This is a genomic window from Actinoplanes auranticolor (assembly GCF_018332655.1).
GTDB lineage: Bacteria > Actinomycetota > Actinomycetes > Mycobacteriales > Micromonosporaceae > Actinoplanes > Actinoplanes auranticolor.
Genome location: NZ_BOQL01000042.1, coordinates 267436 through 284574, shown reverse-complemented (window position 1 = coordinate 284574; position 17139 = coordinate 267436). Strand labels below are relative to the sequence as shown.

General features: G+C 71.2%; 18 protein-coding genes. 1 reads left to right on the top strand and 17 read right to left on the bottom strand.

Translation table 11 applies throughout. The annotated features are described in order from the left end of the window. From Aau02nite_RS26570 to Aau02nite_RS26510, 13 genes are all read right to left on the bottom strand, one after another. On the bottom strand, positions 1-220 hold a 220-nt coding region (locus tag Aau02nite_RS26570; protein WP_212991270.1), incomplete at its 3' end, for a hypothetical protein. Then, entirely contained in the window at positions 217-537 is a 321-nt protein-coding gene (locus Aau02nite_RS26565) for a MerR family transcriptional regulator (protein ID WP_212991269.1), read from the bottom strand. The genes Aau02nite_RS26570 and Aau02nite_RS26565, both read right to left, overlap by 4 nt. Before the next feature lie 548 nt (positions 538-1085). Further along, positions 1086-1682: a TetR/AcrR family transcriptional regulator gene (locus Aau02nite_RS26560; RefSeq protein ID WP_212991268.1), complete on the bottom strand. Its 597-nt coding sequence runs from the start codon at positions 1680-1682 to the stop codon at positions 1086-1088. Continuing rightward, positions 1682-2887, bottom strand: coding sequence for an acyl-CoA dehydrogenase family protein (locus Aau02nite_RS26555; protein ID WP_212991267.1), 1206 nt, complete (start codon positions 2885-2887; stop codon positions 1682-1684). The genes Aau02nite_RS26560 and Aau02nite_RS26555 overlap by 1 nt, the downstream gene beginning before the upstream one ends. Further along, entirely contained in the window at positions 2887-3885 is a 999-nt protein-coding gene (locus tag Aau02nite_RS26550) for a phosphotransferase family protein (protein ID WP_212991266.1), read from the bottom strand. The genes Aau02nite_RS26555 and Aau02nite_RS26550 overlap by 1 nt, the downstream gene beginning before the upstream one ends. Then, positions 3882-4652 (bottom strand): SDR family oxidoreductase, encoded by a 771-nt coding sequence (locus tag Aau02nite_RS26545; protein ID WP_307857957.1) that lies wholly within the window; start codon positions 4650-4652, stop codon positions 3882-3884. Before Aau02nite_RS26545 ends, Aau02nite_RS26550 begins: the two co-directional genes overlap by 4 nt. Before the next feature lie 2 nt (positions 4653-4654). After that, positions 4655-5410: an SDR family oxidoreductase gene (locus Aau02nite_RS26540; RefSeq protein WP_212991264.1), complete on the bottom strand. Its 756-nt coding sequence runs from the start codon at positions 5408-5410 to the stop codon at positions 4655-4657. A gap of 89 nt (positions 5411-5499) precedes the next feature. Further along, a complete protein-coding gene (locus Aau02nite_RS26535; protein WP_212991263.1) occupies positions 5500-6774 on the bottom strand; it encodes an ABC transporter substrate-binding protein in 1275 nt (424 codons plus the stop codon). Continuing rightward, positions 6771-7817, bottom strand: coding sequence for a branched-chain amino acid ABC transporter permease (locus Aau02nite_RS26530; protein ID WP_212991262.1), 1047 nt, complete (start codon positions 7815-7817; stop codon positions 6771-6773). Before Aau02nite_RS26530 ends, Aau02nite_RS26535 begins: the two co-directional genes overlap by 4 nt. Then, positions 7814-8692: a branched-chain amino acid ABC transporter permease gene (locus Aau02nite_RS26525; RefSeq protein WP_212991261.1), complete on the bottom strand. Its 879-nt coding sequence runs from the start codon at positions 8690-8692 to the stop codon at positions 7814-7816. The genes Aau02nite_RS26530 and Aau02nite_RS26525 overlap by 4 nt, the downstream gene beginning before the upstream one ends. Positions 8693-8705: 13 nt before the next feature. Continuing rightward, the gene (locus Aau02nite_RS26520) at positions 8706-9422 is read right to left on the bottom strand and encodes an ABC transporter ATP-binding protein (RefSeq protein WP_212991260.1); all 717 of its coding nucleotides are present in this window, start codon (positions 9420-9422) and stop codon (positions 8706-8708) included. Beyond that, positions 9419-10144, bottom strand: a complete 726-nt coding sequence (locus Aau02nite_RS26515; RefSeq protein ID WP_212991259.1) for an ABC transporter ATP-binding protein — start codon at positions 10142-10144, stop codon at positions 9419-9421. The genes Aau02nite_RS26520 and Aau02nite_RS26515 overlap by 4 nt, the downstream gene beginning before the upstream one ends. Positions 10145-10304: 160 nt before the next feature. Beyond that, a complete protein-coding gene (locus Aau02nite_RS26510; RefSeq protein ID WP_212991303.1) occupies positions 10305-10919 on the bottom strand; it encodes an alpha-ketoglutarate-dependent dioxygenase AlkB in 615 nt (204 codons plus the stop codon). 100 nt (positions 10920-11019) lie between these two features. Between Aau02nite_RS26510 and Aau02nite_RS26505 the strand changes: the two genes are divergently transcribed. Beyond that, on the top strand, positions 11020-11856 hold the full coding sequence (locus Aau02nite_RS26505) for an alpha/beta fold hydrolase (RefSeq protein WP_212991258.1): 837 nt from the start codon (positions 11020-11022) through the stop codon (positions 11854-11856). A gap of 39 nt (positions 11857-11895) precedes the next feature. On the opposite strand, the gene Aau02nite_RS26500 is transcribed toward Aau02nite_RS26505, so the two are convergent. From Aau02nite_RS26500 to Aau02nite_RS26485, 4 genes are all read right to left on the bottom strand, one after another. Further along, complete coding sequence (locus tag Aau02nite_RS26500) at positions 11896-12930, bottom strand: succinate dehydrogenase/fumarate reductase iron-sulfur subunit (protein WP_212991257.1); 1035 nt, start codon at positions 12928-12930, stop codon at positions 11896-11898. Continuing rightward, complete coding sequence (locus Aau02nite_RS26495; RefSeq protein WP_212991256.1) at positions 12930-14819, bottom strand: fumarate reductase/succinate dehydrogenase flavoprotein subunit; 1890 nt, start codon at positions 14817-14819, stop codon at positions 12930-12932. Before Aau02nite_RS26495 ends, Aau02nite_RS26500 begins: the two co-directional genes overlap by 1 nt. 9 nt (positions 14820-14828) lie before the next feature. After that, a complete protein-coding gene (gene sdhC / locus Aau02nite_RS26490) occupies positions 14829-15635 on the bottom strand; it encodes a succinate dehydrogenase subunit SdhC (RefSeq protein ID WP_212991255.1) in 807 nt (268 codons plus the stop codon). A gap of 159 nt (positions 15636-15794) precedes the next feature. Then, positions 15795-16712 carry a hypothetical protein gene (locus tag Aau02nite_RS26485; protein ID WP_212991254.1) on the bottom strand — a complete coding sequence of 306 codons (918 nt, stop codon included), beginning with the start codon at positions 16710-16712 and terminating at the stop codon, positions 15795-15797. Positions 16713-17139 lie beyond the last annotated feature (427 nt).

The following is a 17139-nucleotide window of genomic DNA, read 5'->3' as shown; positions in this document are numbered from 1 at the left end:
AAGGCGCCGGGAGCCGATCAGCGTGGGTGAAGCGGTGGGGCGAGGAGTCGCCGGGAATGCCAGGCAGCGTGGTCCGGCCGGGCGTGAAGGCCACCGGGATGCCGTGCCGATCCTCGTGGGTGGGGCGGCCCGCGGCCGGATGCCGGACGGTGCCCGGAATGACGAACGGCCCCGGCCGGGTGATGGGCGGGACCGCGTGCCGGGGGCGGCGAGTGGTCATTCTGCGTTGCTGTTCTCGTTACTGCGCAGGGATTCGTTGACCCGGAGCGCTTCTTCGAGCTGGTCCTGCAGGATGATGATCCGGCACGCCGCCTCCAGGGCCGTGCCTTCGTCCACCATCTCCTTGGCGCGGGCCGCCAGCCGCAGCTGGTAGCGGGAGTAGCGCCGGTGTCCGCCGGGGGAGCGGAACGGGTCGATCAGTTTCGCGTCGCCGAGCCGGCGCAGAAAGTCCTGCGATACGCCGACGATCTCTGCGGCGCGGCCCATGGTGTAGGCGGGGTAGTCCTCGTCACCGAACATGTCGTCGGGTTGGGCCATGTCACCTCCGTGTCGAGGGCCCCGGCGCTGATCGCGCCGGGGCCCAGGGTTATCGGGTTTTAGAACACCATCTGCCGACAGTCGCGTCGGTTTGTCTAATCCGCACCAGCCGTGTGTAACGGTTTCGGGTGCGAGGATCGCGTAAGCGTGACCGGAGACCACCTCTCGTTCGATGGAAACTGCGGTGTCCACTCGACCCGGTAGAGCAGTCGAAGCGGGCGATCCAACGGTGCGTCAACCCTCCCTTTCCTCTGCGTTCCACTTGCTCTGACGTGATGCGTACTGCGCACTTCCCCGCCGGTGGTGGAGCCCCACGCATACTTCTCGGCCCTGCCACGTGCGGCGGATCTGCAGAACCCCGCCGCTTAGGCGTGGGTGCTGCCTACTTCCTGGTGCTGCGCCCGTCGTGACCTCACGGCCGGGCGGGTACGTCCGCGTCTTGACGTTCTCAGTTCGACAAGAGATACGTTAGTCGCCATCGCCCAAGAAATCTAGTTTTTCAGGGACAGATTTTCTGGCGTGTCTTTCCGGGGTCGATGAGCGGCCGGTCAGCGGGCAGTCAGCAGCGCTGTCACCGCGCGGGTCAGCACCAGCCGGGCCGCGTCCGGCTCCAGGCCCATCGCGTCGCGCAGCGTGCCCCACGTCGGCCACATGCTGGTCGCCGTCAGGGCGGCCAGCAGGGTCTCGTCGCCGTTGAGCTCGCGGGCGAACAGGATCTTCAGCTCGGTCCGGATCCGGTCCACGTGGCTGCGGCGGTAGCTCTGCAACGCCGGGGAGAACGGCTCCTTCAGCGCGGACGCCTTGGCCGCCGGCGCGATGTGCTCCAGCATCCGGGCCCGCTGGTGGCAGTACGCGTCGATGCGCGCCGCCAGCGGCAGGTCCGCCGGGATCGCCTCGTGGGCCTCGTCGCGCTGCTCCAGGATCCGCTCGCCGCTGGCCGCGAACAGCGCCTCCATGTCGGCGAAGTGGCTCCACAGCGCGCGCAGCGACACTCCCGCCTGCTTGGCGATGCGGTCCGCGGTCGGGCGCAGGTCACCCTCGAGGATCAGCGCCACGTGCGCCTCGACGATGGCGTTGCGGGTGCGCTCCGAGCGGGCCGTACGGCCGTCGATGCGCTGGGGTGGACGGGGTGAGGCAGCCGGCATCAGGCGCTCCGATAGCGGTTGAGCTCGCGGCGCGCCAGCGAGCGCTTGTGCACCTCGTCGGGGCCGTCGGCGAGCCGCAGCGTGCGCGACTGCGCCCACAGGCGGGCCAGCGGGGTGTCCTGACCGACGCCGGCGGCGCCGTGGGCCTGGATGGCCTTGTCGATGATCCATTCGGCGGTGCCCGGCACGATGATCTTGATGGCCTGGATCTCGGTGTGCGCGCCCTTGTTGCCGACCGTGTCCATCAGCCAGGCCGCCTTGAGGACCAGCAGCCGGGCCTGCTCGATGCGGACCCGCGACTCCGCGATCCACTCCTGCACGACACCCTGCTCGGCCAGCGGCTTGCCGAACGGTGTCCGGGTCAGCGCCCGCCGGCACATGAGCTCCAGCGCCCGCTCGGCCATCCCGATCAGCCGCATGCAGTGGTGGATCCGGCCGGGGCCCAGCCGGGCCTGCGAGATGGCGAAGCCGGAGCCCTCCTCGCCGATCAGGTTCGCCGCCGGCACCCGGACGTCGTCGAAGAGCATCTCGGCGTGGCCGCCGTGGTCGCCGTCGTCGTAGCCGAAGACGGTCATGCCGCGCTGCACGGTCAGGCCGGGGGTGTCCCGGGGGACCAGGATCATGCTCTGCTGCACGTGCCGGGCGGCCCCGGGGTCGGTCTTGCCCATCACGATGAAGATCCGGCAGTTCGGGTTCATCGCGCCGGAGATGTAGAACTTGCGGCCGTTGATCACGTACTCGTCGCCGTCGCGGGTGATCCGGGTGCCGATGTTCGTCGCGTCCGAGGACGCCACCTGCGGCTCGGTCATCGCGAAGGCCGAGCGGATCTCGCCGTTCAGCAGGGGGCGCAGCCACTGCTCGCGCTGGGCCGGGCTGCCGAACTGGGCCAGCACCTCCATGTTGCCGGTGTCCGGGGCGGCGCAGTTGAGCGCGGGCGGGGCGATCGCCGGGCTGCGGCCGGTCAGCTCGGCCAGTGGCGCGTACTGCAGGTTGGTCAGGCCGGCGCCGTGCTCACCGGGCAGGAAGAGGTTCCACAGGCCGGCCTCGCGGGCCTTGGCCTGCAGGCGGGCGATGACCGGGGGTGGGGACCAGTCGCCGGCGTACTCCTCGTCGAAGGTGACCTCAGCGGGGTAGACGTACTCGTCGAGGAAGGCGAGCAGGCGCTTGCGGTAATCCTCGGTGCGGGCATCGAACGCGAAGTCCATCAGTTCCCCTCCAGCGTTCCGTCGAGTGACTCATGACCTTGTGCGACCAGCGGCGCCACGAGCGCGCCGACCGTGTCGAAGCCCTCGCCCACCGTCTGGCCCTGAACGTAGCGGTAGTGCACGCCCTCGAGGATGACGGCGAGCTTGAAAGCCGCGAAACCGACGTACCAGTGCAGGTCGGAGACGTCGCGGCCGGAGCGTTTCGCATAGTGGCCGGCCATCTCCGCGAGGCTCGGATGCCCGGGTACGGAGATGGACGAGCGGCCACCGACAAGCAGCGGACGGCCCGCGTAGACCAGCATCAGAGCCACGTCGCTGAGCGGGTCACCCAGCGTGGACATCTCCCAGTCCAGCACCGCGTTGATCTCCAGCCGCGGGCCGATCAGCACGTTGTCCAGCCGGTAGTCGCCGTGCACCACGGCGCCGGCGCCGGCCGGGATGTCCGCGGCCAGCCGGGCGTGCAGCTCCTCGATGCCCGGCACCTCGCGGCTGCGCGACGCGTCGAGCTGCTTCTTCCACCGGCGGACCTGGCGCTCGTTGAAGCCCTCGGGGCGGCCGAAGTCGGCCAGCCCGATCGCCGCCGGGTCCAGCGCGTGCAGGTCGGCCAGCGTGTCCACCAGCGACAGCACCAGCGTGTGCATCGCCGCCGGGCCCATCGTCTCCAGGTCGGCCACGTCGCGGTAGATCGTGCCGTCGACGTGCTCCATCAGGTAGAACGGCGCGCCGATGCCGTCTGTGTCTGCGCACAGCAGCACCGGGCGGGGCGCCGGGAAGCCGGCCGCCGACAACGCCTGCAGCACCCGGTGCTCGCGGACCATGTCGTGCGCGGTCGGCAGGACGTGCCCGAGCGGCGGGCGGCGCAGGACCCAGCGCTCGGTGCCGTCGGTGACCGCGTACGTGAGGTTGGACCGGCCGCCGGCGAACATCGTGGCGGTCAGCGGGCCGGAGCCGAGGTGCGCCTGGAGCCTGTCCAGGTCGAGTCCGCGGAGGCCGGTCATGCGGTGGCCGCCGTGTCGAAGCCGCGCTGGATCTTGTTCATCCCGCCCAGCCAGCGGTCGGTGTCGGTGGCGCGGCGCCGGTAGTACTCGGCGACCTCGGGGTGCGGCAGCACCAGAAAGCTGTCGCCCTCCAGGGCCTTGGCGACCACGGCGGCGACCTCGGCCGGATCCATCGCGGTCGCGGCGAGCTGGGCCCGGCTGGCGCTGTCCGAGCCGCTGCCGAGCATGTCGGTGCGGACGCCCTGCGGGCACAGCGCCTGGACGGTGATGCCGCGGTGGGCGTACGTGGCGCGCAGCCACTCGGCGAAGCCCAGCGCGGCGTGCTTGGTGACCGAGTACGGCGCACTGCCGAGCAGGGTCAGCAGCCCGGCCGCGGAGACGGTGAACAGCAGCCGCCCGCCACCGTTCTCCAGCCAGCGGGGAAGCACCGCGCGGGCCACGTACACGTGCGACATGACGTTGATCTGCCAGGCCCGTTGCCAGGCGGCGTCGGGTGCCTCGGCCGACCCGGCGGTCAGGATGCCGGCGTTGGCGCAGAACAGGTCCACGCCGCCGAGCTCGGACCACGCCGTGTCGACGAGCCGGCGCACGTCGTCCTCGCTGCCCGCGTCGCCCGGGACGGCCACGCCACCGATCTCGGCGGCCACGGCTTCGGCGGCGGCCGGGTCCAGGTCGTTCACGACCACCCGGGCGCCGTCGGCCGCGAACCGGCGGGCCAGGGCCGCGCCGATGCCGCTGCCGGCGCCGGTGACCACCACTCGCCGCAGGCTCACTGCACCGCACCCGTCAGGGTGACGCCGCCGTCGATGACCACGGTCTGGCCGGTGATCCAGGCGGCGTCGGCGGAGCAGAGGAACGCGACCGTGCCGGCCACGTCCTCGGGCACGCCGAGCCGGCCCAGCGGATACGTGGCGGCGACCTGTTCCTCGCGGCCCTCGTACAGCGCGGTGGCGAAGCGGGTCTTGATCACGGCGGGAGCGACCGCATTGACCCGGATCTTCGGGGCCAGCTCGACGGCGAGCTCCTCGGTGAGGTGGATCAGGGCGGCCTTGGTCACGCCGTAGAACGCGATGCCGGGGGCCGGGCGTACGCCGGAGACCGAGGAGATGTTGACGATCGAGCCGCCCTGCTCGGCCAGCCCGCCGCGCAGCGCCTCCTGCACCCAGCCCAGCGTGCCGAGCACGTTGACGTCGATCATCTTGCGGGCCGCCCCCAGGTCGAGGGAGCCCAGCGGCCCGTACGCCGGATTGATGCCGATGTTGTTCACCAGCAGGGTGACCGGCCCGAACGCGCCGAGCACGGTGTCGATGACGGCGGCCCGGTGGCCGGCGTCGTCGCCCTTGCCCGCGACGCCGATCGCGACGTCGGGCCCGCCCAGGTCCTTCACCGCGTTCTCCAGGGCGCCGGCGTCGCGTCCGGTGATGCACACCTTGGCACCCTCGGCGACGAAACGCTGGGCGATGGCGAACCCGATTCCCCGGCTGGCCCCGGTCACGACGGCCACGGCGCCGTTGAGCTTCGTCATCCGGCAGAACCTCCTACTAGTGAGTAACTTTCTCGCCGCCAACCCTGCCCGGGCCGGCGGCGAGTCGCAACCGCTCCGACACAGGCAGGCTAGGAGGCCGCCGGGATCCCGTTCGCGGGCGGGGCTGCCGGCGGTGTCGTGTACGCCGACACCGGGCCGTCCCCCTCGTCCGTCTCGAACGGCTGGCCGAAGTAGGTCTGCTTGCCACCTTCGACCCTGGAGAGCTGCATGCCGCCGTACCCGGAATGGTCGTCGGCCGAGAAGCGCAGCGGCGCGAGGCCCGGTCCCTGGAAGCCGTTCTTCTCGATCGCCGAGATCAGCCCTTCGCGGGTCAGGTCCTTGCCCGCGGCCTGCAGGCTCTGCACGAAGAGATAGCCGACGGACATGCCGTAGACGATGTTGTTGTCGAACTCGGCGTTGCCGTTGTGCGCCGCGTTGACCTTCTTGTAGAGCTGGATCCACGGGTTGGCTTCGTCGTTGCTCAGCGGCAGGTAGTTGTCCGAGATCAGGCCCTCGGTCAGCGGTGCCGCCGCGCCCAGCTGCTTGGTCAGGGTGCCGAGGTCGGCGCCGACCTGGGAGACCACGAACTGCGGCTTGAAGGCGATCTTGGCCGCGGTGCCCAGGCTGAGCGCGGTGAAGCCCGGCACGGTCGCCAGCATGACGACCTGGCAGCCGGCCTGCTTGAGCGCGCCCATCTGCGGGCCGACGTTCGGGTTGCTGGTGACGTACGACTGCTTGGCGGCCACCGGGCCGAGGATCTTCTCGATGCCGGCCAGGGCGTCCCGGCCGAAGTCGTCGTCCTGGCCGAGGAAGCAGACCTTCTTGCCGGCCATGGTGGTCTTGACGTGGGTGGCCAGGATCTTGCCCTCGACGGTGTAGTCGACGTTGAAGCCGAAGGTGCCCGGATACTTGTCGGGCTGGTCCCAGCTGCGGCTGCCGGACGCCACGAACAGGTCGGGGACCCGGTTGGTCTTGAGGAAGTCCAGCACGCCGGTGTGCGTCGGGGTGCCCAGCCCGTTCAGGATCGCGAAGACCTTGTCCTGCAGCACCAGCTCGCGGACCACCTGCTGGGTCGTCGCCGGGTTGTAGGTGTCGTCCATGATCTTGTAGGTGATCTTGCGGCCGTGCACGCCGCCGCTCGCGTTGACGTAGTCGAAGTAGGCCTTGGTGGCCGGGGCGATCTTCGAGTAGCCGGCCGCGGCCGGGCCGGTCAGCGGCATGTGCGTGCCGACCAGGATGTCGGTGGCGGTCACGCCGGGAACGCTGCCGCCCCCGCCGCTGCCTCCGCCCCCGTCGTCACCGCTGCAACCGGCGGCGGCAGCGACCAGGGCCGTCACGGCGAGCGCGGACCATATGCGTCTCATGCCTTTCTCCTTCTGAGTCGTAGTGAGGCGATACCGCCGGGTGCGGCGAGCATGACGACGATCAACGTGATGCCGAACAGGGCCAGCGGCAGGTTTCCCTCCAGCCGCTGGGCGACCGCGGGCGACACGTCGATCAGTTCGGTGAGCGAGTGGGTCAGGGCGGGCAGGGCCACCAGCAGGACCGCGCCCCAGACCGCGCCGGCCAGGCTGCCCAGGCCGCCGATCACGATGGCCATCACCAGGAACAGCGACAGCGAGATCGGGAAGGCGCCGGGGGAGACGCTCTGGGCGAGCACGGCGAACAGCGCGCCGCCGAGGCCGGCGCAGGCCGCGCTGACCACGAAAGCCAGGACCTGGGTACGGGCGACGTTCACCCCGGCGATGCGGGCGGCGGCCTCGTCATCGCGTACGGCCCGCAGCGCCCGGCCGAACCGCCCCCGGACCAGCGTCGCCAGCAGGAACACGGTGAGCAGCGCGCCGGCCCAGGCCAGCCACGCCTGCCAGCGCTCGTACGGGAACGTCGCGCCCAGCGCCAGCGGCGGCGGATCGACGTACACGGACAGGCCCTGGTCGCTGTTGAAGGTCTTGTCGAAGGTGCTCGCGATCGCCGGCACCACCACGGCGACCGCGAGCGTGAGGCCGGCCAGGTACGGTCCGCGCAACCGGGCCGCCGCCAGCCCGACGATCCCGCCGGCCACCGTGGCCACGGCGATCCCGGCCAGCACGGCGACCAGCAGCGTCCACTGGCCCCGCCCGGCCAGCTTCTCCTGGACCATCGCGACCGTGTAGGCGCCGGTGGCCATCAGCGCGCCGTGCCCGAGCGACAGCTGCCCGTTGAGCCCGGTGAGGACGGTGAGCCCGGCCGTGACGCACAGGTACGCCCCCACGGTCGCGAGCTGATAGTTGCGGAACGGCGGCAGCGCATAGGTCAGCGCCACGATGAGCACGGCCGCGACGACCGCCCACACCAGGTAGCGGTGCTTGCGGGGCGCGGCGGGGACCCGGGTGCCCGCGTCCACCTTCGGAGCCAGCGTGACGCTCATACGGCTCTCGCCGCCGATCGGGAGAACAGCCCGCCGGGCCGGCCCAGCAGCACCACGACCAACAGGAGCAGGACGGCGATCGGGGCCACCGTGGCACCCAGGTAGCCGCTGACGTAGGAGAGCAGCAGCCCGACGATCAGGCCGCCGGCGACCGCGCCGACCGCGCTGTCCAGGCCGCCGACCACCGCCGCGGTGAACGACGACACGAACACGATGTCCATGGCGTTGGGGTGCAGCCCCAGTTCCGTCGGCAGGACCAGCATGCCGGCCAGCGAGCCGACCGCGGCCGCCAGCGCCCAGCCGAGCGTCAGCATCCCGCCGACGTTCACCCCGAGCAGCCGGGACACGTCGGGCGCGAACGCCGAGGCCCGCATCCGCAGCCCCACCGACGTCCGGGTGAACAGCACCACCAGCAGCGCCACCACCAGGAAGACCGCGCCGAAGACGAACAGGTCGAAGCGGGACAGCAGCGCGATCCCGCCGACGGTGAACGCCTCGCGGCTGAACGGCGCCTCGGCCGGACGGAACTCGTTGCCGTAGATCATGCCGAGCACGCCCTGGATGACGAGCACCAGGCCGAGTGCCACGACCACGCCGTTGAGGTGCGACGAGTGGTCGACTAAACGCATCACCACCCGCTCGGTCACGGCGCCCAGCAGCAGCCCGCCGAGCACCGCCACGGCGAACCCCAGCCAGTACGAGCCGGTCGCCGCCGACACCGAGTAGCCGACGTAGGCGGTCGCGACCGCCATCGCGCCCTGGGCGAAGTTGACGATCCGGGTGGCTCGCCAGATCAGGACCAGGGCCAGGGCGAACGCGGCGTACACCGCACCCCGGCTCAGGCCGTCGAACGTCAGGAACACGAACCGGTCCATCGCCCTCCTTCCGCTAGAAACCGAGGTATGCGTGCCGCATGTCCTCGTCGTCGCGCAGGGTGGCGGCGTCCGCGTTGGCGACCACCCGGCCCAGCGACATCACGATTCCCGTGTCGGCGACCGACAGGGCACTGCGCACGTTCTGCTCGACGAGCAGCACGGTCAGCCCGGTGCGGTCCCGCAGGGTGCGCAGCAGGCCCATGATCTGGGCGGTCACCTTGGGCGCCAGGCCCAGCGACGGCTCGTCCAGCAGCAGCAGGCGCGGCCGGCCGACCAGGGCCCGGCCGAGCGCGAGCATCTGCCGCTCCCCGCCGGAGAGCTGGTGGCCGGGGAAGCGGCGACGACGGGCGAGCGGCTCGAACAGGTCGTACACCTCGTCCAGGGCGCGCTTGGCGTCCACCCGGTCGCGGCGCCACAGGCCGCCGAGCCGCAGGTTCTCGTCCACGGTCAGCTCGGTGACCACGCCGCGGCCCTCGGGCACGTGGGCCACGCCCCGGCGCACCATCTGCTCGACCTTCACCCCGCGCAGGTCCTGCCCGTCGAGCACGACCCGGCCGGTGGCCGGACGGAGCAGACCCGAGAGGGTACGCAGCAGCGTCGTCTTGCCGGCACCGTTGGCCCCGAGAACGGCGGTGATCGAACCCTGGGCCACCGTCAGATCCACGCTGTGCAGCACGGGCGCGGCGCCGTACCCGACGGTGAGCTGCTCGGCCTCGAGCAGCGCGGTCATGCCGCAGCCCCGAGGTAGGCGTCCACGACTGCCTGGTCCGTGCGGATCTCAGCCGGGGTCCCGTGCGCGACCGGCTTGCCGAAGTCCAGCACCAGGATCTCGTCGCAGACCGCCATGACCAGGTCCATGTGGTGCTCGACCAGCAGCACCGCGCAGGGCAGGCCGGTGATCAGCTCGCCCAGCTCGGCGATCTCGTCGGCACCGAGGCCGCCGGCCGGCTCGTCCAGCAGCAGCAGGCGGGGCTGGGCGACGAGGGCGCGGGCCAGGGCGACCCGTTTGCGGACCGCGTACGGCAGGCCGCCGGGCAGTGCGTGCGCCTGCGGGGTCACCCCGCAGCGCTCCAGCGCTTCCCACGCGCTCTCGGGTCGCCGGCCCGCGTGCTCGGCGCCGACCATGACGTTCTCCAGGACCGTCAGGCCGCCGAAGAGGCCGACACCCTGCAGCGTGCGGGCGATGCCGAGCCGCGCCAGCCGGTGCGGGCGGGGCCGCAGCGCCCGGCCGTCCAGCGTGATGGTGCCGGTGGTCGGGGTGACAAAACCGCAGACCACGTTGAAGAGGGTGGTCTTGCCCGCGCCGTTGGGGCCGATGACACCGACCGTACGGCCGGGTGGCACCCGCAGTGAGACGTCGTCGAGAGCGACCAGGCCGCCGAACCGGACGCCGATCCGGTGCAGAGAGAGGCCATCGGAATCGGGGTCGGTGGCGGGCGCGGGTCGGGTCATCGTCACCTCGGCACTGAGGAGCGCCGCACCGTCCTCGATGGAGGATCATGCGGTCGGCAGTTATTACACTTGGAGTGTAAGTTCTTGAGACGCCATGTCAATGCCCGGGAAACATTACCGAAGGTCGATGGTTTGGCAACTATCCGTGGCCGGTCTGCAACTAAGCCACGTTGATCGGGCGGAACTGGACACTGATCCGGGGACCGACCGGCTTGGCCGTCTTCGGGATCGCGTGCTCCCAGGTGCGCTGGCAGGAGCCACCCATCACGATCAGGTCGCCGTGGCCCAGCGGGAACCGCCGCGACTCCGCCCCGCCTGCCCGGGGGCGCAGCATCAGATTGCGCGGGGACCCGAAGGACACGATCGCCACCATCGTGTCCTCCCGCGACGAGCGGCCCAGGGTGTCGCCGTGCCAGGCGACGCTGTCGCGGCCGTCGCGGTAGAGGCACATGCCCGCCGTCACGAAACCCTCACCGAGCTCCGGCTCGTAGTGCGCGGAGAGCTGGTCGCGGGCCTGCGTCAACAGCGGATGCGGGAGGGCCTCGCCGCGGCCGTACCAGCGCAGCAGGCGGGGGACGTCGACCACGCCGTCGTACATCGCGCGGCGCTCGGCCCGCCAGTCGACCTCGGTCAGCAGGGTCTCGAAGACCGGGTCGGAGCCCCGCACCCAGCCGGGGAACACGTCGACCCAGGCGCCCGCGGTCAGCGTGTGCCGGACCAGGCGGCCGGGCAGCGGCTGCAGGGAGGCGGACGGGCCGGCCATGAGGTCGAGCATCGACGGCTGGTAAGCACTCACCCCGGCCACTCTACGCCGACTTCGTACGTGCGTACTAAATCGCTTCCGGGTGGTCGGTGGCGCTGTCAGGCTGCGCGTCATGCCCACCTTCTCAGCGCCGGACGGCACCAGGCTCGCGTACCGCACAGCCGGGGAGGGTGACCCGCTGGTCTGCCTGCCGGGGCCGATGGAGGACTCCGCGTACCTCGGGGATCTCGGCGGCCTGGCCCGGCACCACCGGCTGGTGCTGCTCGATCCGCGCGGCACCGGGGAGTCCGCGACCCCCGCGGACACCGGGTCGTACCGCTGCGACCGCCAGGTCGGCGACGTGGCGGCTCTGCGCGAGCACCTCGGCCTGGACCGGATGGACCTGCTCGGCCACTCCGCCGGCGGCAACGTGGCGGTGCAGTACGCGACCCGTCACCCGGACGCGGTCAGCAAGCTGGTCCTGATCACCCCCAGCCTGGTCGGCGTCGGCATCCCGGTCCCCGCCGAGATGCGCCGCGCGACCGCTCAGCTCCGCAAGAACGAGCCCTGGTATCCGGCTGCCGCCGCGGCTCTGGCCGCGATCGGGGCGGGCAGGGGCACGGACGCCGATTGGGAGGCCCTCGCCCCGCTGCGGTACGGCCGCTGGGACGCGGCGGCGCAGCGGCAGCACGCCGAGTCGAGCAAACGGATGAACCCGGCCATCGCCGAGGCTTTCGCGGCGGACGGCGCGTTCACGCCGGAGGCGACCCGGGCCGCCCTGGCCACCTTCGCGGCCCCGGTGCTGCTGCTGGCCGGCGAGGTCGACCTGAACAGCCCGCCGCCCGCGGTCACCGACTACGCCGCGCTCTTCCCGGACGCCACCCTGGTCGTGCAGCCGGGAGCGGGCCACCAGCCGTGGCTCGACGACCCCGAGCGTTTCGTGGCCGCCGTCGCGACGTTCCTGCAATAGCAGGAACGGCCCGCCGCGGCGGGCCGTTCCCGGTGTTGCTCAGTCCTTGCCCGGCTCCGGATGCCGGTAGCTGATCCCGTCCTGGCGCAGCGGGAACTCCTGGTCGTCGCCGAACGGCGACGGCCCGCCGGCCTGGTGCGACAGCAGCTCGGCCACGTCCAGCCGGCCCTCGGCGTTGACGGCCGGCCCTTCCGGCAGCCGCGAGCCGGAGCTGCCGAGCCCGGACGCCACCCCGGTGACACCCTCGGTGTTGCTGGGTGCCATCGAGTCCCCGCTGGAGCTGCCGGAGCTGCGGCTACCACCGGCGTGGGCCGGGGTGCTCTCCAGCTGGTCCCGGCGGAAGATCTTGCGGCCCAGCCAGACCAGCGGGTCGTAGCGGTTGTCCACGACCCGTTCCTTCATCGGGATGATCGCGTTGTCCGTGATCTTGATGTGCTCGGGGCAGACCTCGGTGCAGCACTTGGTGATGTTGCAGTAGCCCAGGCCCTGGTGCTCCTGGGAGTAGTTCTTGCGGTCCGTCCGGTCGTCGAGCGGGTGCATGTCCAGCTCGGCGGCGCGGATGAAGTAGCGCGGACCGGAGAACGCGGGCTTGTTCTCCTCGTGGTCGCGGACCACGTGGCAGGTGTTCTGGCACAGGAAGCACTCGATGCACTTGCGGAACTCCTGCGAGCGTTCCACGTCGATCTGCTTCATCCGGTAGTCGCCCGGCTTGACCCCGGGCGGCGGCGCGAACGCCGGCGTCTCGCGGGCCTTCTCGTAGTTGAACGAGACGTCGGTGACCAGGTCCCGGATGATCGGGAAGGCCCGCAGCGGCGTGATCGTGACGGTCTCGTCCTCGGTGAAGGTGGACATCCGCGTCATGCAGCCCAGCCGGGGCTTGCCGTTGATCTCCATCGAGCAGGACCCGCACTTGCCGGCCTTGCAGTTCCAGCGGCAGGCCAGGTCCGGGGTCTCGGTGGCCTGCAGCCGGTGGATGACGTCGAGGACGACCTCGCCCTCGTTCACCTCGACGTCGAACTCCTGGAGGTCACCGCCCGAAGCGTCGCCCCGCCACACCCGAAAGTGACGCTTCATCACTCCACCTCCGTGAGCTCTTCGTCGGTCATGTACTTGCTCAGCTCGGTGCGCTCGAAGAGCTGGATCAGCTCCGTGCGCATCGCCGGCACCGGTTTGCGTTCCAGGTGCACGTCGCCCGCCTCGTCCAGCGAGCAGACCAGGTTGACCAGGCGCCACTGCGGACTCATCTTCGGGAAGTCCTCCCGGGTGTGCCCGCCACGCGACTCCTCACGCTCCAGCGCCGCCTTCGCGGTGCACTCGGAGACGATGAGCATGTTGCGCAGGTCCAGCGCGAGGTGCCAGCCCGGGTTGTACCGGCGCCCGCCGGCCGCGCCGACGTTGGCCACCCGCAGCTTCAGCTCCTGGAGCCGCTTGAGCGCGTCGGTCAGCTCACCCTCGCGGCGGATGATGCCGACCAGGTCGCCCATCACGGCCTGCAGATCCTGCTGCAACGTGTACGGGTTCTCGCCGTTCTCCCGGCTCAGCGGGGCCAGCGCGGCGTCCACGGCCCTCTCCACGTCACCGGTGGTGACCTTGGGCCGCTTGCCGAGCGCGTCGGCGTACGCGGCCGCGTGCTCGCCGGCCCGCTTGCCGAACACCAGCAGGTCGGAGAGCGAGTTGCCGCCGAGCCGGTTGGAGCCGTGCATGCCGCCGGAGACCTCACCAGCCGCGAACAGGCCCTCGACCCGGCCGAACGCCGCCGCCGAGTCGGGGTCCACCTCGACGCCGCCCATCACGTAGTGACAGGTCGGGCCGACCTCCATCGGCTCCTTGGTGATGTCGACGTCCGCCAGCTCCTTGAACTGGTGGTACATCGAGGGCGGCCGCCGCTGGACCTCCTCGGCCGGGAGCCGGCTGGCGATGTCGAGCAGGACGCCGCCGGCCTTCGTACCCCGGCCGGCCTTGACCTCGCTGTTGATCGCCCGGGCGACCTCGTCGCGGGGCAGCAGCTCGGGCGGGCGCCGGTTGTTGTCCGGGTCCTTGTACCAGCGGTCCGCCTCCTCCTCGGTCTCCGCGTACTGCTTGCGGAAGACGTCGGGGACGTAGTTGAACATGAACCGCTTGCCGTCGGTGTTCTTGAGCACGCCGCCGTCACCGCGGACCGACTCGGTGACCAGGATGCCCTTGACGCTGGGCGGCCACACCATGCCGGTCGGGTGGAACTGCAGGAACTCCATGTTGATCAGCGTGGCGCCGGACCGCAGGGCCAGGGCGTGCCCGTCACCGGTGTACTCCCACGAGTTCGAGGTCACCTTGTACGAGCGGCCGACGCCGCCGGTGGCCAGCACGACCGCGGGCGCCTCGAGCAGGATGAACTCACCCGACTCGCGGTAGTAGCCGAACGCCCCGGCGATCCGGTCGCCCTCGAGCAGCAGCTCGGTGATCGTGGTCTCGGAGAAGACCCGGATCTTGGCGTCGTAGTTGCCGGTCTCGGCGAAGTCCTCCTGCTGCAGCGAGACGATCTTCTGCTGCAGGGTGCGGATCAGTTCCAGGCCGGTCCGGTCGCCGACGTGCGCGAGCCGCGGGTACTCGTGGCCGCCGAAGTTGCGCTGGGAGATCTTGCCGTCCTTGGTGCGGTCGAACAGCGCACCGTAGGTCTCCAGCTCCCAGATCCGCTCCGGCGCCTCCTTGGCGTGCAGCTCGGCCATCCGGAAGTTGTTCAGGAACTTGCCGCCGCGCATGGTGTCGCGGAAGTGCACCATCCAGTTGTCGCGGCTGTTCACGTTGCCCATGGCCGCGGCCGCGCCACCCTCGGCCATGACCGTGTGCGCCTTGCCGAACAGCGACTTGCTGATGATCGCGGTGCGCTTGCCGGCGAGCCGGGCCTCGATGGCGGCCCGCAGCCCGGCGCCGCCGGCGCCGATCACGACGACGTCGTAGTGGTGTCGTTCGATTCGGGTTGTCATGGGGGCCCTCTAGTTGATGAAGCGCAGGTCGGGCCACCAGCCGGCCGCGAGCGCCATGATGTAGAAGTCGGTCAGGGCGAGGGTGCCGAGCGTGATCCACGCCAGCTGCATGTGCTTGGCGTTGAGCTTCGACACGAAGACCCAGAAGCGGTAGCGCACCGGGTGCTTGGAGAAGTGCTTCAACCGGCCGGCGACGATGTGCCGGCAGGAGTGGCAGGACAACGTGTACGCCCACAGCATCACCACGTTGCCGACCAGGATCACGTTGCCCAGCCCGAAGCCGAACTCGTCACCGGAGCGGAACGCGATGACGGCGTCCCAGGTGTTGATGACCGAGATGATGGCGGCGGCGTAGAACGCGTACCGGTGCAGGTTCTGGAAGACCAGCGGGAACCGCGTCTCACCGGTGTACTTCTCGTGCGCGTCGGGCACGGCGCAGGCCGGCGGCGACAGCCAGAAGGCCCGGTAGTAGGCCTTGCGGTAGTAGTAACAGGTGAGGCGGAAGAGCAGCAGGAACGGCAGGGTGAGCGCCGCTTCCGGGAGGAGCCAGAAGCTCGGCAGCGGGGTGCCGAACAGGGCCGACCCCTCGACGCACCGGTCGGTCAGACACGGTGAGTAGAACGGGGTGAGGTAGTGGTACTCCTCGATGAAGTACCACTTGTGCATGAACACGCGGACGGTGGCGTAGATCACCCACGCCGACAACCCCACGAAGGTGATCAGCGGTGGAAACCACCACCGGTCCGTACGCAACGTCTTCGCCGCGATCGCAGCGCGCGAACGCCCCGGATCCGACCTCGTTGCCGTCGTCGTCATTGACGTCTCCCTGACGGTGCTGACAGTGGCCTGCATCTGCCGGCGGGCGCGCCTGTTTGGGGTGTGCGTCCGCAATGTGTGGCACACGTTACAACGAAGGTCAGCTTCCTGCCGTGTAAGGGAAGGCTTACCGCTCGCGACGAGTCGGACGCCACCCCGCTACAGGTCGGGCGCGGCCAGCCGGCGGATCGGCCCGGCGCAGGCGGCGGGCGACCATCGGGCCAGCTGATCGGCCAGCGCGACCCCGTCGCGGGGCGCGGGAGCGACAAAAAACGCGGGGGCACGGGACTTGGCCTGCGCATCGAGCGCCTCGGCGAAGGCGGTACGCGCATCGAGCAACTCCCGCCACCCGTCACTGCTCCGCTGATCGCCCAATCGGCCCACGTAGATCCGGGTGGCGGCGTTCTCGTCCCGGACGGCGACGGCCCGCGCCTGCGGCGTGGTGGTGGCCCCGGGCGGAACGAGCCGGTTGAGCCGGCCCTCGAGCTCGAGACAGGCCCCGTCCCGCAACCGCCGATCCTCCCGCGCATCGGCGGCGTCATCCTGGAAGCCGGAGACGGCACGCAGCACAGCGAGCCCACCGGCACAGAGCGCAATGACGACAAGGGCGGCGGCCACGGCGATCCCGGCGACGATCAGCCGGCGCTTGCGCCGCTTCTTGACCTCGGCCTCGGCCTCGGTGGACTGCGCGGCGCCGGGACGGGTCCCTGATGTCCGCGTCCTGGCGCGGGGCCTGACCCCGAAGCCGGGCCGGCTGTCCCGCCCGGACGAGGCAGTCCCCGGGCCGGCGTCGTCGTCCCCGCCGGGATCGGATGGTTCGGCCCCGCCCGCCCCGCTTCCGGGCCGGGTCTCAGCCCGCGCTCCTGGCCCGCTCCCGGCTCCCGTTCCTGATCCGGTCCGGGCTCGGGCCCCCGGCCCGCTCCCGGCTCTGGACCCTGCACCGCCCCCGGCCCGGGTCTCAGCCGTCGCGTCGGCGTCGAAGGCGGACGCGGACACAGCACCGGCGGGCGGGCCGGTGGTCGGCTCGTCGCCCGTCCGGTAGCCGTCGGACTCCTGGTCACGCGGCCCGTCACTCATCGATCCAGCGCTCACCGGCCCAGTGAAACACGCCGGTCAATGCCCCGCCCAGTAACGCGAGGCGTCCGTGCCCGGGAGACCCACCAGGCCGTCTGCTTCGCGCGAGGCGCATCCTCACTGGAGTTCGACAGCGAGCGGAGCGCTGCGTCTTGTCGGTCGACTCCTTCTGCGCTCGGTCCACAGGAGAGCAGGCAGGCCCAGCGTGACCGCGCCCGCCCGGCAGGTAGGCCGCCGCCTGCGTGGCCGCGCCTGCCCGCCCGGCCGGCAGGCCACCGCCCGCCCGCCCGGCCGCCGCCCGCCCGGCCGCCGCCTGCGTGCCCGGCCGCCGCGTGGCAACCCGGCCGTTGTGCCCCACCAGCCGCACCCGCCACCCACCGGGCACGGCACGGCACGGGCACGGCTCCGACCAATCCCGCCCGGCGCCGGA